Origin of the sequence: Meiothermus sp. CFH 77666, from assembly GCF_017497985.1 — a bacterium.
Lineage (GTDB): Bacteria > Deinococcota > Deinococci > Deinococcales > Thermaceae > Meiothermus.
Window position 1 is genome coordinate 1 of the sequence record NZ_JAGDFV010000009.1, and the last position, 17,894, is coordinate 17,894.

The 17,894-nt window shown below is 62.3% G+C and carries 15 protein-coding genes; 2 read left to right on the forward strand and 13 right to left on the reverse strand.

The genetic code is table 11. From position 1 onward, the window contains the following. Positions 1–143: 143 nt before the first annotated feature. On the forward strand, positions 144–1,139 hold the full coding sequence (locus J3L12_RS06395) for an integron integrase (RefSeq protein ID WP_208014219.1): 996 nt from the start codon (positions 144–146) through the stop codon (positions 1,137–1,139). Here the strand turns inward: J3L12_RS06395 and J3L12_RS06400 are convergent. The 8 genes from J3L12_RS06400 to J3L12_RS06435 form a co-directional block, all read right to left on the reverse strand. Beyond that, a complete protein-coding gene (locus J3L12_RS06400; RefSeq protein ID WP_208014220.1) occupies positions 1,134–2,063 on the reverse strand; it encodes an arginase family protein in 930 nt (309 codons plus the stop codon). The genes J3L12_RS06395 and J3L12_RS06400 overlap by 6 nt on opposite strands. 19 nt (positions 2,064–2,082) lie before the next feature. Beyond that, positions 2,083–3,129: a phosphotransferase family protein gene (locus tag J3L12_RS06405; RefSeq protein ID WP_208014221.1), complete on the reverse strand. Its 1,047-nt coding sequence runs from the start codon at positions 3,127–3,129 to the stop codon at positions 2,083–2,085. Positions 3,130–3,147: 18 nt separating this feature from the next. Beyond that, a complete protein-coding gene (locus J3L12_RS06410) occupies positions 3,148–4,341 on the reverse strand; it encodes an acyl-CoA dehydrogenase family protein (RefSeq protein ID WP_208014222.1) in 1,194 nt (397 codons plus the stop codon). A 72-nt stretch (positions 4,342–4,413) separates the two neighbouring features. Next, a complete protein-coding gene (locus J3L12_RS06415; protein WP_208014223.1) occupies positions 4,414–6,159 on the reverse strand; it encodes an acyl-CoA dehydrogenase family protein in 1,746 nt (581 codons plus the stop codon). A 281-nt stretch (positions 6,160–6,440) separates the two neighbouring features. Further along, the gene (locus J3L12_RS06420; protein ID WP_243455007.1) at positions 6,441–7,010 is read right to left on the reverse strand and encodes a hypothetical protein; all 570 of its coding nucleotides are present in this window, start codon (positions 7,008–7,010) and stop codon (positions 6,441–6,443) included. Between the two features lie 60 nt (positions 7,011–7,070). Further along, complete coding sequence (locus J3L12_RS06425; RefSeq protein ID WP_208014224.1) at positions 7,071–8,243, reverse strand: thiolase family protein; 1,173 nt, start codon at positions 8,241–8,243, stop codon at positions 7,071–7,073. Beyond that, positions 8,243–8,731 (reverse strand): DUF4442 domain-containing protein, encoded by a 489-nt coding sequence (locus tag J3L12_RS06430; RefSeq protein WP_208014225.1) that lies wholly within the window; start codon positions 8,729–8,731, stop codon positions 8,243–8,245. The genes J3L12_RS06425 and J3L12_RS06430 overlap by 1 nt, the downstream gene beginning before the upstream one ends. Positions 8,732–8,764: 33 nt before the next feature. Continuing rightward, positions 8,765–11,056, reverse strand: coding sequence for a 3-hydroxyacyl-CoA dehydrogenase/enoyl-CoA hydratase family protein (locus tag J3L12_RS06435; protein ID WP_208014226.1), 2,292 nt, complete (start codon positions 11,054–11,056; stop codon positions 8,765–8,767). A gap of 166 nt (positions 11,057–11,222) precedes the next feature. On the opposite strand from J3L12_RS06435, the gene J3L12_RS06440 reads away from it, so the two are divergent. After that, positions 11,223–11,870, forward strand: coding sequence for a riboflavin synthase (locus J3L12_RS06440; protein WP_208014227.1), 648 nt, complete (start codon positions 11,223–11,225; stop codon positions 11,868–11,870). On the opposite strand, the gene J3L12_RS06445 is transcribed toward J3L12_RS06440, so the two are convergent. The 5 genes from J3L12_RS06445 to J3L12_RS06465 all read right to left on the reverse strand — a co-directional run bounded on the left by J3L12_RS06445 (position 11,814) and on the right by J3L12_RS06465 (position 17,893). Beyond that, the gene (locus J3L12_RS06445) at positions 11,814–12,395 is read right to left on the reverse strand and encodes an NUDIX domain-containing protein (RefSeq protein WP_208014228.1); all 582 of its coding nucleotides are present in this window, start codon (positions 12,393–12,395) and stop codon (positions 11,814–11,816) included. The genes J3L12_RS06440 and J3L12_RS06445 overlap by 57 nt on opposite strands. A 16-nt stretch (positions 12,396–12,411) precedes the next feature. Further along, positions 12,412–13,704 carry a guanine deaminase gene (gene guaD, locus J3L12_RS06450; protein WP_208014229.1) on the reverse strand — a complete coding sequence of 431 codons (1,293 nt, stop codon included), beginning with the start codon at positions 13,702–13,704 and terminating at the stop codon, positions 12,412–12,414. A 215-nt stretch (positions 13,705–13,919) separates the two neighbouring features. Then, positions 13,920–15,665 carry an adenine deaminase gene (ade, locus tag J3L12_RS06455; protein WP_208014230.1) on the reverse strand — a complete coding sequence of 582 codons (1,746 nt, stop codon included), beginning with the start codon at positions 15,663–15,665 and terminating at the stop codon, positions 13,920–13,922. Between the two features lie 154 nt (positions 15,666–15,819). Further along, a complete protein-coding gene (locus J3L12_RS06460) occupies positions 15,820–16,968 on the reverse strand; it encodes a BMP family ABC transporter substrate-binding protein (RefSeq protein WP_208014231.1) in 1,149 nt (382 codons plus the stop codon). Positions 16,969–17,029: 61 nt separating this feature from the next. Continuing rightward, positions 17,030–17,893, reverse strand: a complete 864-nt coding sequence (locus tag J3L12_RS06465) for an ABC transporter permease (protein WP_208014320.1) — start codon at positions 17,891–17,893, stop codon at positions 17,030–17,032. Between the last annotated feature and the right edge of the window lies 1 nt (position 17,894).

The window sequence follows — 17,894 nt, forward strand, 5'->3', positions numbered from 1 at the left end:
GCCATCACCGTACTGAACTTGGCTTTACCGCTTGGTGGGCTTACCTCATCATCGCCCTGAACCTCATCGCTGCTTCCCCAGACCTGTGTATAGCTGACATCGTTTTGTGACTAGCACCAGTGATTATTAGGATGTTATTCGACATGTCGGACGTTTCCCATAGCCCAAAACGGTACTCGCCCAAAACCTCCCCCTTTCTCAATGAGGTTCGAAATGTACTTCGCCTCAAGCACATGAGCCGTCGCACCGAAACCTCGTACATGTACTACATATTAGACTTCATTCGCTTTCACGGGAAGCGCCATCCAAAAGAGATGGGCGCCGAAGAAATCCGGGCTTACCTGTCCCATCTGGCCACCGAGGGCAACGTGGCGGCCTCCACTCAAAACGTAGCCCTCTCGGCGCTGCTCTTCCTTTACCGTCATGTGCTGAAGGTTAACCTGCCCGACATCGAGAACATTGAAAGGGCCAGGCGTTCTCGGCGGGTTCCGGTCGTACTCACCCGCAACGAAGTAGAGGCGATTTTATCCCGTGCCTCGGGCGTCCACCATCTGATTTTGAGCCTCTTGTATGGAACCGGAATGCGCTTGTCCGAATGCCTGAGCCTGCGGGTGAAGGATCTGGATTTCGAGCGGCTGGAAATTACGGTTCGAGACGGCAAGGGCGAGAAGGATCGGCAAACCATGCTCCCACGCAAGCTGGTTGCGGCGCTCCACCAACAGCTCCAGTATGCCCAGCGCCTGCACCAGGAAGACCTGGGGGAGGGCTTTGGTGAGGTCGAGTTGCCCTACGCACTGGCCCGTAAATACCCCAACGCAGCCAAAGAGTGGGGCTGGCAGTATGTATTTCCTGCGGCTCATCGTTCAAAAGACCCCCGCACGGGACGGGTAGGACGGCATCATCTGCTCGAGCACACTGTGCAACGCGCCATGAAGAAAGCCCTACGCGCAGCAGGCATTCATAAGCACGCCAGCGTTCATACCCTGCGCCACAGCTTCGCTACCCATCTGCTGGAATCGGGCTACGACATCCGCACGGTACAGGAGCTATTGGGCCACAAGGATGTCAAGACCACCATGATTTACACTCACGTCTTGAATCGTGGTGGCAGGGGCGTTCGTAGCCCACTCGATTCATAGAGTCATCTCAGGCCCCCCCACTGCGAGTACCTCGGCCAGCAGCCGCGCCCCCACCAGCGTCGAGAGGCCGCTACTGTCCAGGTTGGGCGCCAGCTCCACCAGGTCGAAGCCTACCAGCTCGTTTTGCTGTAGCACCCGCCGCACCACCGCCATTGCCTCACTATAGGAGAGCCCCTCCACCTCCGGGCTGCTGGTGCCGGGCAGAATCGAGGGGTCGAGCACATCGGCATCGAAGCTCAGGTAGACCTTTTTGCCTTTGGGTAACTGCTCGAGCACCCAGGGCAGGTTCTCCCGCACACGCCGGGCACCCAGGAGCGTGTGCCCCCTGGCCCTGGCAGCGTAATAGGCTTCGGGGTTGGTGCGCAGACCCCGCAGGCCGACCACCGTGATGTGCTTGAGGCCCGGCACATCTTCCACCGCCCGCCGGAAGGGCGAGGAGTTGGCAAAGCGGGTGGCGTTGCGGCTGTCGGAGTAGTCGAGGTGGGCGTCGAGCTGCACCACATAAAGCTCCTCGAGGTCGGCATAGGCCCGCAGGATGGGGTAGGTGATCGAGTGATCGCCCCCCACAAACACCGGCAGCCGAACCCGTTTGCGTAGCTGCAAAGCGGCCTCGGTTATGCGGCGGAAGGACTCCTGGTATTCCAGTTGGGCGGGGTCCACATCGCCAGCATCTACCAGCGTTGCACCCCGGAAACGGTAGGTTTCAGTCTCGAGGTCGAAGTAGCCCTCCGGCCCCGGCGCAAAGCGGCCCGAGGCTTCCCGCAGCGCCCCGGGGGCGAAACGGGCACCGGGCCGGTAGCCCACCGCAAAGTCGTAGGGGATGCCCAGGAAGCCCACGTCGGCCTGCCAGGGCTCGGAAAGGGAAAGGTGGGGGGCTTTGAAAAAGGTAGCGGGGCCGGTGAAAGGCAGCTCACTTGCACGCATGGGCATAGTCTATGCCGCTTCAAAGCTCACCTGTGTCAATGGCTTTGTCAATCATGCCGCCGGTTTCCCGAATCAGCCCGATCAAGGCAGCAAAGCGGGCATCCTGGGTCTGGCCTTTGAGGTAACGCGCATAAATTTGCTGCATGATAACGCCCACCTTAAAGCGTCCAAAAACGTAGTAGAAAAGCATATTGGAAACATCCCGGCCTGTGCGAGCGGCGTAGGCCTCGACAAGTTCGGCCCGGCGGAGGTTGCCCGGCAGGTGGGTCAGGCCAAAGCGTTTGAGGCCGGGGGGGTCGTCCTCCTCGGCCCAGTAGCCCAGGGTGGTGCCCAGGTCCATCAGGGGGTCACCCAGGGTGGCCATTTCCCAGTCCAGTACGGCCAACACCCGGGTAATGTTGGTGGGATCGAGGATCAGGTTGTCGTACTTGAAATCGTTGTGGATCAGCGCCGCGCCGGATTCGGCGGGGAGGTTCGCGGCCAGCCAATCCATGGCCCGCTCCATGCCGGGAATGTCTTCGGTGCGGGCTTTCTGGTAGCGCTCCGTCCAGCCCCGCACCTGCCGCTCTGCGTAGCCCTCGGGCTTGCCCAGGTCGGCCAGACCGGCTTGCCGATAATCCAGGCTGTGCAGCTCGACCAGGGCCTCCAGCGCCGCTTCGCAAACCCCTCGCATCAGCGCAGGGGTCATGCCCGGCGGAGGCTCGGTGCGCAGGATCACCCCGTGGAGGCGTTCCATCAGGTAAAACGGTGCTCCCAGCACGCTTTCGTCGGCGCAGTAGAGCAGGGGCCGGGGAACCCTGGGGTACACCGGCCAGAGGGCCGACAAAATCCGGTACTCGCGGCCCATGTCGTGAGCGGTCTTGATGTTGGCCCCAAAGGGCGGGCGGCGCAGCACCAGCTCTTGCTCGCCCAGCCTTAGCAGGTAGGTGAGGTTGGAGAAACCCCGGGGAAACTGCAAGACCTCGAGGTTCCCCCTGGCGTTGGGGAAGTGCTCCAGCAAATACGCTTGCAGGCGGGAAAGATCCAGTTCTTCGCCAGGTCGGGTGGCGGTGGGTTGGTCGGTCATGGTGCGCCTCTGCAATTTTTACAGCGAAACCTCGAGGCCGTATTCCTTCAGCGCAGCCCGGGCCACTACGGTTTTGTGTACCTCGTCGGCCCCATCGTAGATGCGGGCGGCCCGTTCGTGGCGGTAGAAGAACGAGAGCGGCAGGTCGTCGGACATGCCCAGGCCGCCGTGCACCTGAATGGCCCGATCCAGCACCCGCTGTAGCACCCCCGCCACAAAGTACTTGATCACCGAGATTTCCACTCGAGCCCCCTCCGCCCCCTGCTGTTCCACCTTCTCGGCAGCGTCCAGCACCATCAGCCGGGCGGCGTGGATTTCGGCTTTGGCCTCGGCAATCAGGTGCTGAATGGCCTGGCGCGAGCCCAGCAGCTTGCCGGGAGAAAGCTCGCGGCGGGCCGCGTACTGGCACATCATCTCAAAGCTGCGCTGGGCAATACCAATCCAGCGCATGCAGTGGTGGATGCGCCCCGGCCCCAGCCGTTCCTGGGCAATGGCAAAGCCCCTGCCGCGCTCACCTAGCAGGTTTGCCTTCGGTACCCGCACCTGGTGCAGCCGAATCTCCGAGTGGCTCATCCAGTCCTCGCCGGTTTCACCCATCACGGAAATTTTGCGTACGTGCTCGAGGCCAGGGGTGTCGGTTGGCACGATAATCTGGCTGGCCCTGGCGTAGGGGTTGGGGTGTTCGGGGTCGGTCACGCACATCACGATGCAAAACGCCGAGCCCTCGAAGCCGGTGGTGTACCACTTATGCCCATTGATGACCCACTCGTCCCCCTCCAGCACTGCGGTGGTGTTCATCCAGACCGGGTTGGAGCCAGGGTATTCGGGCTCGGTCATGCCAAAGGAGCTGCGGATTTCGCCTGCCGCAAGGGGCTTCAGAAAGCGCTCTTTTTGCTCGGGGGTGCCGTGCTTGTGCAAGACTTCCATGTTGCCAATATCGGGGGCCTGGGTGTTGAAGGCGTAGTGGCCCAGGGGGCTACGGCCCAGCTCTTCGCTGAGGCAGGCGAAGGCGGAAAGGCTCAATCCCATGCCCTCTGGAGCGTGCAGCGGGGGCAGCCACCAGCCCTGGGCCTTGACCTTCTGCCGAACCTTTTGAAGACCGGGCAAAACCGCCCTGAAGCCGTGCTTCAGGAACGTGGACTCCAGGGGCAGGATTTCCTGCTCCACAAAAGCCCGAACTTCCCTGACAAGATCTGCAGTCTGTGAGGTCATTTGGGTTAAGTGTAACAGCTTGTCCACAGAAAAAAGGGCGCACTCAGTGCGCCCCATGATTTTCGTTCTAGTTTAAGCTTTGGGCTGCGGATAGCCATCGGCCTCGAGCACCCTGGCTGCAATCCGGCGGCGCAGCTCCACCAGGTCGGTGGGGTCGTGCTTGGTCAGGCGGCGGGCCGCCGAGGCCATCAGGCGCATATCATCGCCCTCGGCCAGACGCGGCAGGATGGAGAGCGCCGCCGCCTGGGCGCGGTCGAGGGCCTGGTACAGGTATAGCTGGGCCATCTCGGCGTAGACCTTCTCCCCCAGCTTGCGGGCCCTGAGCAGGGCGCTCTCGGCGGCGAAGATGTCAATCAGGATGTCGGCGGCCACGGCCAGCACTTCCTGCTCTTCTTCTATCTTCTTGCCGTACTTGAGGGCGGCCAGGCCCAGAACCGCCAGGGCCAGCTTTTTGAGGCCCTCGAGCTGGGCCATCTCTATGTCCTCAGGCTCGTCAAAGGAGGGCTCCAGAAGCTCCTTTTGCAGCTTCATGGCAGCATCGAAGAGCGGCAGCTCGCCCTTCGTGGCCCGGCGCAGCAACATGCCCGGAATCAGGAGGCGGTTAATCTCGTTGGTGCCCTCGAAGATGCGGTTGATGCGGCTGTCGCGGTAGGCCCGCTCGATTTCGTACTCGGCTGAGTAACCATAGCCGCCGTGAATCTGTACCCCCTCGTCTACCACGTAGTCCAGCACCTCCGAGCCCAGCACCTTGATGATGCTGGCCTCGATGGCGTACTCCTCGATGCCCGCCAGCACCGCTTCGGCGGCGTTGGCTTTGTCGAGACTCGAGAGGGCCTCGTCAATCATACCCATGGTCCGGTAAACCGCACTCTCGCCGGCAAAAATGCGGGCGGCCATCTCGGCCAGCTTTTGCTGGATTAAGCCGAAGTTTGCAATGGGCTGCCCGAAGGCCACGCGCTCTTTGGCGTACCGGGCCGAAAGGGCCAGCGCCCCCTTGGAGCCTCCAATGGCCCCCGCGCCCAGCTTGTAACGCCCCACATTGAGCACGTTGAAGGCAATTTTGTGCCCCTTGCCCAGCTCGCCCAACACGTTCTCCACCGGCACCTTCACGTCTTCCAGGAAGACCTGACGGGTGCTGGAGGCCTTGATGCCCATCTTCTTTTCTTCGCCGCCCAGCCGCAGGCCGGGGGTGCCTTGCTCGACCAGGAAGGCAGTGAGGCCCTCTTTGGTCTTAGCAAAGACGGTGAAGAGGTGGGCAAAGCCCGCGTTGGAAATCCACATCTTGGTGCCGTTCAGGATGTAATGCTTGCCATCTTCGGAAAGCTCGGCGCGGGTCTTGGCCCCCATGGCATCGGAGCCGGACTGCGGCTCGGTAAGGCAGTAAGCGGCAATCAGCTCCCCCGAGACCATTTTGGCCAGGTATTTGTCTTTCTGGGCCTTGGTGCCCCAGTAAACCAGCGGCAGGAGGCCAATGCTGGTCTGGACGCCATAGGACACACTGAACCCACCCGTGCCCGCGAGGGCTTCGGCAATCACCGTACTGACCGTTTTGGGCAGATCCAGGCCGCCGTACTCTTCCGAGACCTCGACCCCCAGCAAGCCCAGCTCACCGCACTTTTTGAGCAGGGGGATGTTGTGCTCGAGTTCGCCATGTTCCATGGCCTCCGCTACAGGCCGGTACTCTTTCTCGACAAACTGCCGCACCGTCTCCTGAATCATGCGGGTGGTGTCGTCGAAGTCTTCCGGGGTGAAAATCTGCTCGGGCTTTTCCAGCAACCAGCCGCCGCCTTTGGTGGAAAGTTTCTTGTCTGCAATCACACTAACCTCCCGGCTTTTTTGACCTATTACAAACTTATACTGAGTATAAAGTTTAGCTGCAAGTTCGGGAACCGTCAATCACCCCAAACACAAAGTGATACCAGATCTCATTCTAGGTGACTTCTAAAGCAGGATGGGGGAATGAGTCGAAAGATTGTCCCCAGCTTGCAGCCGACCCAACCAGGGTTGAGCAGCTTTGCTTTTGGCCCTGGATTCAAGACGCTTTGTGTGTCACCTCATCGTAGAGTTGGTATTAGACGGCTCAAAATATGTGATTCGCTCTAGCGACCCGCGGTTAGGGTAAAGCGCCGGTCTTCCTCAGCAATCAGCCGGTCACCCTCCCAGAGCTGCCAGCGGAGCGGATACGTGCCTGGGGACACCGGGGGCATTTCAAAGCGGTAAACGACCTCGAGCCAGGTGGTGTAGTGCAACACCTCAAAGCCCCGGGCGTCTCGCTCGCGCCGACCGCACCAGAGCTTGTGGCTGGCCCTTTCCAGACCCACCCCAAACCCTGGGGGCGCCTCCAGCAGCACAACGCGAACATCGGCAGGTTTTTCGTCCTCGCTGGCAAAACGACAGCTCTCCACCGGGTTCGGGAACGGTGAGGTAGGCCGGGACGGCAGGCCAAACTCGAGGGTAATAAAGAACCCAAAGGTCCAGGCAGGCCCCCGTGCAATGGCTGTCCAGCGACGCTCCTCGTAGCGCTGCCGGCCAAAGAGCGGCGCTCCTGCCGGACTGGTGAAAACCGGGAAATCTTCCAGACTGTAGGGGTAGTAGGGTACGCTACCCAGGTAGGTAGGTACACAAGCCGCCAGCCACACCATCAGAAAGGCCAACAGCCCCCGTCGCATGTCTTTAGCCTAGCACCACAGTCTGAAAGCCGAATTTGCCAAGAAGCGAACTGGTGAAGCTCAAGCGGATGGATATACCTCAAAAACCCCCGCCGCGCCCATCCCGCCGCCAATGCACATGGTCACCATCCCCAACCCGCCCCCGCGCTTTGCGAGTTCGTGGATGAGCTGGGTGGTGAGCTTGGCGCCCGTCGCACCCAGGGGGTGCCCCAGCGCAATGGCCCCTCCGTTGACGTTGACCTTCTCGGGGTTCATCTGGAGCTCCCCCATCACCGCCAACACCTGCGCAGCAAAGGCTTCGTTGAACTCGATGAGCTTGAGATCATCCAGGCCGATGCCGGCTTTGGCCAGAGCCTTGGGCACCGCCTTGATGGGCCCCACACCCATGATGTCCGGGTCAACCCCGCCCGTGGCAAAGGAGATAAAGCGGGCCAGCGGCTTCAGACCCAGCGCCTGGGCTTTCTCGGCGCTCATCACCAGCAGCGCGGCAGCGCCGTCGGAGTAGGGAGAAGCGTTGCCTGCCGTGACCGTACCCCCTTCCTTGAAGGCGGGTTTGAGCTTGGCCAGGCGTTCTAAGCTGGTGTCGGCCCTGGGCAGTTCGTCTTTGGCGAACAGGAACTCCTCGAGCTGCTTTTTTGCACCTTTCCAGGAGACCTTCTTAACCGGAACTGGCACAATCTGTTCGTCAAAAGCGCCCCTGGCCTGGGCCTCCAGCGCCTTCTGGTGGCTGCGCAGGGCCCAGGCGTCCTGATCGGCGCGGCTGACCCCCCAGCGCTCGGCCACCCGCTCGGCGGTAAAGCCCATGCCGATGTAAGCCTCGGTCAGCTCGGGGTGGAGCTGGGTATGGTAGCCCGACATGGGCACCTGGCTCATCATCTCTACGCCGCCGGCCAGAACAACCTCGTTCATGCCCGACATGATGGCCTGGGCGGCATAGGCCACGCTCTGAAGCCCGGAGGAGCAAAAGCGGTTGATGGTTGCCGCCGAGACCTCCACCGGAAACCCAGCCCGCAACATCGAAAGCCGGGCCACATTAAGGCCCTGGCTGGCTTCGGGCATGGCGCAGCCCCACTGGATGTCCTCGAGGTGGGCCGGGTCCAATCCCACCTTTTCAACTGCCGCCTTCATTACCGTGGCCGAAAGGTCAATCGGGTGCACCGAGGCCAAAGAACCATCGCTTTTGCCGCGCCCCACCGCGCTGCGAACTGCACTAACGATTACGGCTTCTTTCATCACGACTCCTTATCCGTTTTTCTGATGTAGAGGGTTTTCTCAAAACTGGCATGTACCACCCCCGAAGCATCCACGAGCTCCACGGGGTACACGCGTTCAGTAGAAGTGTTCTCATGCGCCAGACGGCGAATAACCCCAAGCTCCTCATCGGTAAGCACAAAGCGGGCAAACAGGGTGGTTCTTCCAGGCCTGCGAAAGCGAATGGTGGCGGCTTTATCCCAGACCACATAACCTTTCCCCAGGTTTTTGATGAGCATGAGCATGTAGATGGGGTCTATCGCCCCGTACATACTGCCTCCAAATAAGGTGCCCACGTAGTTGCGGGTACGCCAGTTAAGCGGCAGCGCCACGTGCACCTCTCTCCAGTCCGGGGCAATATAAATGACCCGCCCCCCAGTACCCTTGTACGCTGGGAAAAGGTTGAAGCCCCACCGCCACAGCCGACTGTGCCAGGACTCGGGCTTGGACCTTGAAAAAGGCAATGTCATTTCAAACTCCACAAGCAACTCACTCTTTAGAAGCTAGTTCCGCAGGGGCTTTCCGGTCTTCAGCGTATGGGCGATGCGCTCCTGGGTTTTCTTGGTGCCCAAAAGCTTCAGGAAGCCCTCGCGCTCCAGATCCAGAATGTCCTGCTCGGTCACCTCGCGGGCAGGCCCGTCGCCGCCGCAGAGCACGTAGGCCACGTGGTTGCCAATCAGCACATCGTGCTCACTGGCCTGCTTGGCCTCCTGGAACTGCCAGAGGGCATAGCGCAGGTTGCCCAGACCCTCGGCCCCCAGGGCCCGAATTTTCATGGGGGGCTGGGGCACGAAGTCGGGGGCCATGAAGAGCACTCGCCGCTTGGCATCGGCAATCAGCCGGTCGCGGTTCATGCTGATGCCGTCACTTTGGCGCAAAAAGCCCATATTGCGGGCCTCGAGGGCGCTGGTGGAGGTCTGGGCCAGCATGATCATCTGGAAGGCCCGTTTGACCCCTTCAAACAGGTCTATGTCCGAGCCATAGGCGGAAAGCTCGTGGGTGAAGCGGAAGAGCATCTCTTTGGTGCCCCCTCCACCGGGCAGCAACCCCACGCCGGTCTCGACCAGGCCCATGTACAGCTCGGCATGGGCCTGAATGGCGCTGCTGTGCAGGCTGAACTCGGCCCCACCGCCCAGGGTGAGGCCAAAAGGCGCGGCCACCACCGGGAAAGGGGCCCGGCGCAGACGCATGGAGGTCTGCTGGAAGCGGCGGGTGGCCATTTCCAACTCGTCCCAGGCCCCTTCCTGGGCCGCCATCAAGACCAGGGCCAGGTTGGCCCCGGCGCTGAAGGTGCGGGGGTCTTCGTGCCCAATCACCAGCCCGGCGTAGCCCTGGGCCTCCACCCAGTCCAGGGCCTTGTGCAGTCCACCGATGGAGCCCTCGCCCCAGGTGCCCATCTTGGCGCGGTTCTCGAAGAGGGCCACCCCATCGCCCAGGTCGAGCAGGGCGTACTCCTTGCCCTCCAGCAGCGTCCGGCCTGCGCTTTTGACCTGCGCCAGCCGGATAACCCCTTCCTCGGGCGGGATGGGGTGGTACTGGCCGTCGAAGCCCAGGTAGGTGCCGTCCTTATAAAAACTACCCTGGGCCTTCTTGAGAAGCTCCGGCTCGCTCAGGCCCAGCTCGGCAAAGCCCCGGCGCAGATACTCCAGGCCCACCGCGTCCATGTTCTTGAAAGGCCCCTGCTCCCAGGCAAACCCCCACTCCAGGGCCCGGTCTACCGAGACAATGTCGTATGCGATCTCCGGGGCCTTCTCGAGGGCGTAGTGCGCGTTAATCAAGAACAGCTTGCGGGCAAAGGCGCCATACTTGCCGGGAAGCTCGCCCACCTTCTGGAGCCGCTCGTTCAGGGGCAGATCCTTGATGGCTCCAATCTCGTCCAGGCGCAGCTTTTGCTGGGGCTTGTACTCACCGGTCTGGTAGTCGTAGGTGAAGATGTCCTTCCCTACCTTCTTGTAGAAGCCTGCGCCGGTCTTGTCGCCCAAGTTGTTCTGGGCAATCAGGTTTTCCACCCACTCGGGCATGGCGAAGTCTTCGCCGGTGGTATGAGCCAGCTCGGTGGAGACCAGCTTCAGCACATCCAGGCCGGAGATATCGCCGGTGCGGAAGGTGGCGCTCTTGGGGCGGCCTACCAGCGGGCCGGTGAGGGCATCTACTTCGTCAATGGTGAGGCCCTCCGACATCATCAGGCGCATGGCCTGGGTCATGCCGAACACCCCCAGCCGGTTGGCGATGAAGCCGGGTGCGTCCTTGCAGAGGACGGTGCCCTTACCCAGGATGCGCTCGCCAAACTGGCGCATGGCCTCCAGCACGGCGGGGTCGGTGTCGGGGGTGGGAATCAGCTCTAAAAGGTGCAGGTAGCGCACCGGGGCAAAAAAGTGTGTGCCCAGGAAGCGCTTGCGGAAGGCCTCTCCCCGGCCCTCCAGAAGGGTTTTCATGGGAATGCCGGAGGTATTGGAGCTCACGATGGCCTTGGTACCCAGGGCCTCGAGCCGCGCAAACAGGGCCTGCTTGGGCTCGGGCTTCTCGATGATGACCTCCACGATCCAGTCGCAGTCTTTCAGTTTTTCCAGTTCATCGGTGGTGCCCAGCTCGATGAGGGCCGCCCGACTCTTGTCCATGAAGCTCGCGGGCTTGCTTTTGAGCTGGCGTTCCAGGCCCTTTTTGACCAGCTCGAGTTTGTCCTCCTGGCCCGGTATATCCAGCATGACCACCGGCACCCCTGCGGAGGCTGCCAGTGCCGCTATCGCGCCACCCATCGTGCCCGAACCCACTACACCGATCTTCTTGATTCGCATTGTTCCCTCCAGACGCAAACTATCTGCGAAGAAAGTTTCTCTGGTTGCAAGGTTTTTCACCTGGCTATTTTTATACCGAGTCAAAGTTTATAACGCAACCACCCGAGGCGTCTAGCACTGTGCCCCACTCCAACCAAAACACGGCGGCAACTGCTAAGCTGGAACAGTGTTTACGGGCATTGTGGAGCAGAGCGGGCAGATAAGCCAGGCCAAGACTCAAGGAGGAAATCGAGAACTCTACATCGTCCCCCAGCGAATGTGGGACGACCTGGGTCTCGGGGAGAGCATTGCGGTGAGCGGGGTCTGTCTGACCGTGGTGGCCTTCGACAAAACAGGCTTCTCGGTTCAGCTCTCGCAGGAGACCCTGGCCAAAACCACCCCCTATTGGCAGGAGGGGGCTTGGGTCAACCTGGAACGGGCCTTGGCGGCCAATAGCCGGCTGGGCGGGCACCTGGTGACCGGCCATGTGGACGGGGTAGGGTGGGTGCTCCGGGTAGAGCCGGAGGATGGGCGGTACGTGGTCTGGCTGGAGGCCCCGCCTTCCCTGGCCCGCTACCTGGTTCCCAAGGGCAGCGTAGCGGTGGACGGGGTGAGCCTTACGGTGGTGGACGTGGGGGGCCCGGCCGGAAGCCGCCCCGAGCTGCCCTCCACCCACTTCAGCCTCTGGCTCATCCCCCACACCCTGGCGGTGACCACCCTCGGGAACTGGCAGCCCGGGCGCCTGGTCAACCTCGAGGCCGACATCCTGGCCAAGTACCTAGAGCGGCTGGTTCGCCTCGAGCCAGTCGAGCAAAAGGCGGGACCAACCCTCTAGGCAGTCCCGCACCGAGTGCAGCTCGGAAAACTCTACCAGGCGGCCCTCGAGCTTCTCCACCTCCTGCACCCTGGGCTCGTCCTGGGCCTCCACCACAAACACCACCCCGGCGTGTACCCGGCTCACCGGCGTATCGGACATCACAATCAGGCCCACCGGCTCGGCGGTGTAGTGCAGCACCCCTGCCTCTTCCAGCAGCTCACGGCGCAGGCCATCCAGTACGGGGTTGGCGCTGGGGTGGGTGAGGTCTTGGGGGTTGATATGGCCGCCCACCCCAAGGGTGTAGAGGTCATGCAAACGGGCCTCGCCGCCGCCCCTGGTGCGCCGCATCAGAAAGTAGCGGCCCTGGTACGCTACCAGGGCGTAGGGGATGATCTGCCTGTGGGTGGGGTCTTCTTCGGCCTGGGCGCGTTCCATGAAGAAGCCCTTCTGTTCGATGCTTATAAGCAGTTCGGGCTCGAGGGGAATCAAGGCATCACATGCGGGCGGAAAGACTGAGGTAGGCAGCACATAGACCTGTTCCATGCGGCCCAACATAACATCAGTCCAGGGGCGCTTCCCGGCCATCGAGCCAGACCTTTTCGACCCCGGCCTCGCCGTGCAGGGTGAAGAGCGAGCCCAGTAGCTCTTCCACGGAGTCCAGATGGCGGAAGTGAATTTCCAGGGTGCTCCTTTCTTCGGGTTTGACCCAGACCACATCGGCAGCCTTGCCCGGCGCGAAACTCCCAACTTCCTGGCCCAGGCCCAGAATTTCGGCACCCGCCTGGGTGGCCAGGTAGAGCAGGTGGGCGGGGGTCAGGTTCACACCGTCCTGGGCGTAGCGCTGGGCAATGTAGGCCGTAAGGCCCTCCTTCAAAAGGCTGAACCCGGTACCGCCCCCCACGTCCGAACCCAGCCCAAAGCGAACCCCATGGCGCAAATGCTGTCGCATGGGAAAGATGCCGCTGCCGATGAAAGCATTGGAACTGGGGCAGTGGGCCACGGCGGCCCGTGCCTCGGCCAGCCGCAGCAGCTCGGGCTCGGTGGGGTGTACGTTGTGGGCAAACACCGAGCGCTCCCTCACCAGGCCAAACCGGTCGTAGGTCTGGAGGTAGTTTTCGCTCCAGGGGAAAAGCGCCGCCACGGTGCGAATTTCCTCGGTGTTCTCGTTGATGTGGGTGGTGAAGTGCAGGTCGGGGTGCTCTTGCAGAAGGGTCTGGCAGACCTCGAGCAACCCCTCGGAGGCCGAAAGGGCAAAGCGCGGCGTGACCGCATAGCGCAGTTTGCCGCGCCCGTGAAAGCGCTGGATCAGCATCTTTTGCTCGGCGTAGCTCTGCTCGGGGGTGGTGTGCAGTTCGGGCCTCAGCAGCCGATCCGAGCACACCTGCCCTGCAATAATGCGAAGCCTCACATCCTCGGCGGCTCCGAAAAGGTTGGCGGTGGCCCCCTGGAAGTGCGAGCCAAACACCAAGGCCGTGGTGGTACCGTTGCGCAGGAGCAGCTTGACGAACTCCCGGGCCAGCTCGCGGGCCAGTTTGTTGTCGGAAAGCCGGGCTTCTAAGGGCAGGGTGCGCTTTTCCAGCCAGTCGAGCAGGGTGTAGCCCATGGCCCCAATCACGCGGGTTTGCGGGTAGTGCACATGGGTATCCACCAGCCCCGGCAGCAAAACCCCCTCGCGGCAGTCCTGCACCGGTGCATCAGGAAACTGCCGGGACACCTCGGCAAAATGGCCCACCGCCGCAATCCGGCCTCCGGCAATCGCCAGCCCTCCATCGGAAAAGGCTTGCAGGGCATCAGTCTCGCGGAAGGGGTTTTGGGGGGTGTGAACCACCAGGCCACGCAAAATAAAGGTCATGCCGCACTATTCTAATACCAACTCTGCGCGTGAGCGGCGCTAAACGCGCCCCTCACTTGCCGCGCCAGGGGGCGCGTCCGAGGGACTTGTATATCGCTTTTGGGTCACCTCTGAGCAGATTTGGTATAACCACCCCTGCGCCCCAGGCCGTTGGTAGAGCAGCGTATTGGCCCTCGGCTTATTGCTTTCGGCCTTTAGCTTTTGGCTTTCAGCATTTACTCCACCGCCAGCGGCACCAAAGCCCCCTTGTGGACATCCACCAGCCCATAGTCGGTCAGGCGAAGTTCGGGAATCACGGCCAGGCCCAGAAACGAGAGCGCCATGTAAGGGTCGGGCAGGGTGACGCCCAGTTGCCGGGCGGCGGTCTCGAGGGCCTGTAGCCTGGCGTTGACCTGCTCCAGGGGCTCGTCGGTAATCAGGCCCGCAATGGGCAAGGCCAGCTCGGCCAGTACCTCGCCATCGGCCACCGCAATCATCCCCCCACCCAGGGCCTCGAGCCTTCTGGCAGCGGTCAAAATATCGGCATCCGAAACCCCCACGGCCATCAGGTTGTGGTGGTCGTGGCCCACCGTGCAGGCCAGCGCGCCCTTTTTCAGGCCGAAGGCTGTTACCAGACCTTTGCCAATCTGACCGTTTTTTCCATGGCGCTCGAGGCAGATGAGCTTGGCCAGGTCGCGCTCGGGGTCGGCCACCACCTCGCCGTCTCGGATGGTAGGCTCGAGGTGCGCCTCGGCAGTCAGCACCTGATGCGGGATGGCCCGTACCACTCGAGCCATGCCAGAAAAAGCCGGAATCCGCAAATCCGCTGGCCGTAGCTGGGGTAGTTTGACCGTTTGAGAAACCGCTGCCCCGACCCTGGTTTGGGGCAGTTCCACCCTGAGCTGCCCCTGCTCGGCCACCAGGCGGCCCCGCTGATACACCCGGCTTGCGGCAAAGGTCTCCAGGTCATCCAGGATGACCAGGTCGGCCTGAAAGCCTGGCGCAACGGCGCCCCGGCGTGTAAGGCGATAATGGCGGGCCACATTCCAGCTTCCGGCCCGGATGGCGTAGATGGGGTCGGCCCCCAGGGCAATGGCCTTGCGCACCAGGAAGTCCACCCCGCCCTCGAGCAGCAGGTCGGAGGGCAGGCGATCGTCGGTCACCAGGCCGATGCGGTCGGCGTACTGCGGTTTGATGAGCGGGTGCAGGGCCTCGAGGTTGCGGGTGGTCGAGCCTTCGCGCACCATCAAAAAGCAGCCTGCCTCGAGCTTGGCCCGCCCCTCTTCTAAGGTGGTGCTCTCGTGGTCGGAGGCAATGCCGGTGGCCAGGTAGCCCTGCAAAGGCCGCCCGGTCAGGGTGGGGGCGTGGCCCTCGGGCGACTTGCGAAAGCGCTCGGCCAGCAGCACCTTGCTCAGTTCGTCCACATCGGCGGCCAGAATGGCCGGAAAGCTCATCAGTTCGGCCACCCCCACCACCCGGGGGTGGGCCAGGAGGTGCTCGATCTCGGCCAGGCCCAGCGTAGCCCCGCTGGTTTCCAGGCGCGTGGAAGGCACCGAGGACGGCACCGTAATCCAGACCTCCAGCGGCAGTCCCTCGCTGGCCTCCATCAGCCACTCGATACCCGCCACCCCCGCCACGTTGCCAATCTCGTGGGGGTCGGTTACCACCCCGGTCACGCCGCGGGGCACCACACCACGGGCGTACTCGGCGGGCGAGACCAGGGAGCTCTCGAGGTGCACGTGCCCATCAATCAGGCCCGGAGCCACCACCCGGCCCTCTAAATCGAGCACCTCCAGGGCCTCGGCCTCAGCATACGCCGGGCCCACCGCCGCCACCAGGGGCCCGGCCAGCAGGATGTGGGTGGGCTTTAGCTCGAGGCTAAACACATCGGCCAGCCGCACATTCTTCAAAAGCACACTGCCCGGACGGCGGCCCATTGCGGCGTCCACTGCGTACTGGAGGTCGGCAAGGGTGATGCTCATGTTCTGTGCATCCTAACGGGCAGCCCTCTGCCATCGCAAGCTGGGGTTGCACAGACAGGCCCCTATTCAGCTTTCGGCCTTGGGCTTTGGGCATTCGTGGGGTGATTAAAAAACCAGGGGGCCAGTCAACCCGCCCCCTGGTTGCCAGGCAAGCCTACTTCGGCTCGTCCGCTACCTGACCCACCACGCCAGGAGCCACCCACTGCATCTCGTTGAGTTCCTTGACGGTCATCTTGCGCCCCGCGGGTACGCGCAGCACCCCGTTGCGGTCGCGAATGGGGCCGGTGAAGGGATCCCACTTAGGGCTGGCGCTCTGGATGTCTTTGTAGAGCTCCATCACCCGGTCATACACACTGACCCGCTTGCCGTTCACGGTCATGGTGGCCCGCTTCAGGGCCGCCTCAAACTTGGGGTTGATGGGCATGCCTACCTGCGCGCCCAGCATCACAGCTTTTTCACGGGCCAGCCACCAGTAGTCCACGTTCTGAAGGTTCTTGGAGGTGTAGGTGCCGTTCTGCACTTTTTTCAGGATGTCAATGTAGATGACGCTCCAGTCTACGAGTTGGCCCGAGACCACATAATCCGGCGCGTACTTGTACATCGAGTTGTAGTGGCTGAAGCTGGGCACCTTACGCCGGGCGGCGGTCTGAATCACGGTGGCGGTATCTTCGGTAAAGGCCAGGATGTCGTTGCCTTCGGCCATCAGGGCTTCGGCAGCCTCGCGGGCCTTGACGGGGTCAAACCAGGCGTTGATCCATTTCACGTTGACGGTTGCGCGCGGGTTCACCGCCCGCACCCCCAGGGCAAAGGCCGAGATATGGCGCTTGAGCTCGGGAATGGGGAAGGCCGCCACGTAGCCGACCTTGCCGCTCTTGGTCAGGGCGCCCGCCATCAGGCCGTTCAGGTAGTAAATCTGATAGAAATCGGCCATGTAGGTGAGCATGTTGGGGGCCCGCTTGAAGCCCGAGGCATGGGCGAAGATGACCTCGGGGTATTTCTTAGCGGCCTCGAGGGTCTGATCCATGAAGTCGAAGGAGGTGGTAAAAATCACGTTACAGCCGCCCGAGACCAGCCGGTCTATGGTAGCCATGGTGTCGGCGGGCTTGACCGATTCCACGTACTGCGTGGTGAGGCCGGGAATGGCCTTCTCCGCAGCCCGACGGGCTTCGTCGTGGGCGAAGGTCCAGCCCACATCGCCTATCGGGCCCACATAGATGAAACAAGCCTTAAGGTTAGCCTGCTGAGCCTGCGCGAAGCCTAGCCCCAGCAACATCAGGATACCTAGCAACCAAGTCTTTCTCATGCAACCCTCCTACTGCCCGGCCCCACATGCCCTTGTGAAGCTTTGGGCTCGTGTCGCCATGTTAGCGTTCGCCCCGCCGATAGGGTCTGCCCAGCGCTTCAGGGGCGTTGCCTTGCTGCCCACGCAGCCCTGACAAAGCCAGCACAAGTATAACCAGAAGGTAGGGCAGGCTCGCAAACACCTCCGAGGGAATGGGGCTTTGCCCCTGGAGCCTAAACTGAAGGTAGTACAAAAGGCCAAAAAAGACCGCTCCAAAGATGGCCCTCAGTGGGCTCCAGCCCACGAAAATCACCAGCGCGACCGCAATCCAACCCAGCCCGGCAGTCATGCCATCGGTCCAGGAGGGGCGGTAAACCAGCGAGAGGTAGGCCCCCGCCAGCCCCGCCAGCGCACCCCCAACGGCCACTGCCCCATATCGCACGGCCGATACGTTGATGCCCAGCAGGTCGGCAGCGGCGGGGTTTTCGCCCACCGAGCGGAGCGAGAGGCCCAGTTTGGTTGCGTAAAAAACCAGCCCCAGCAGCACCGCCAGCCCAATCGCTCCCAGGGTAAAGGGCCACTCGGGGGGCTGGTTGAACAGGGGCTGCCCCTCAAAGCGCTTACCGAGCAAGCCCGCCGAGCCCAGGCCCAGCATGGTCAGCGCCAGCCCTGAGACAAACTGGTTGGCCTGCAAGGTAATGGTAACAAAAGCGTGTAGGAAGGCAGCCAGAGTACCCGCCCCCAGGGCTGCCAGTACAGCCAGCCAGAGGTTGCCATCCCCTACCCCACTGCCAAAAGCCACCGCAAAACCGGCCAGGGCTCCCAGAGCCATCATCCCCTCCACCCCCAGGTTCACTACCCCGGCGCGTTCGTTCAGAATGGCTCCCAGGCAGGCCAAAAGCAAGGGCGTACCAAAGGAGAGGGCTCGAGCGAGGGCGTTCAGGATT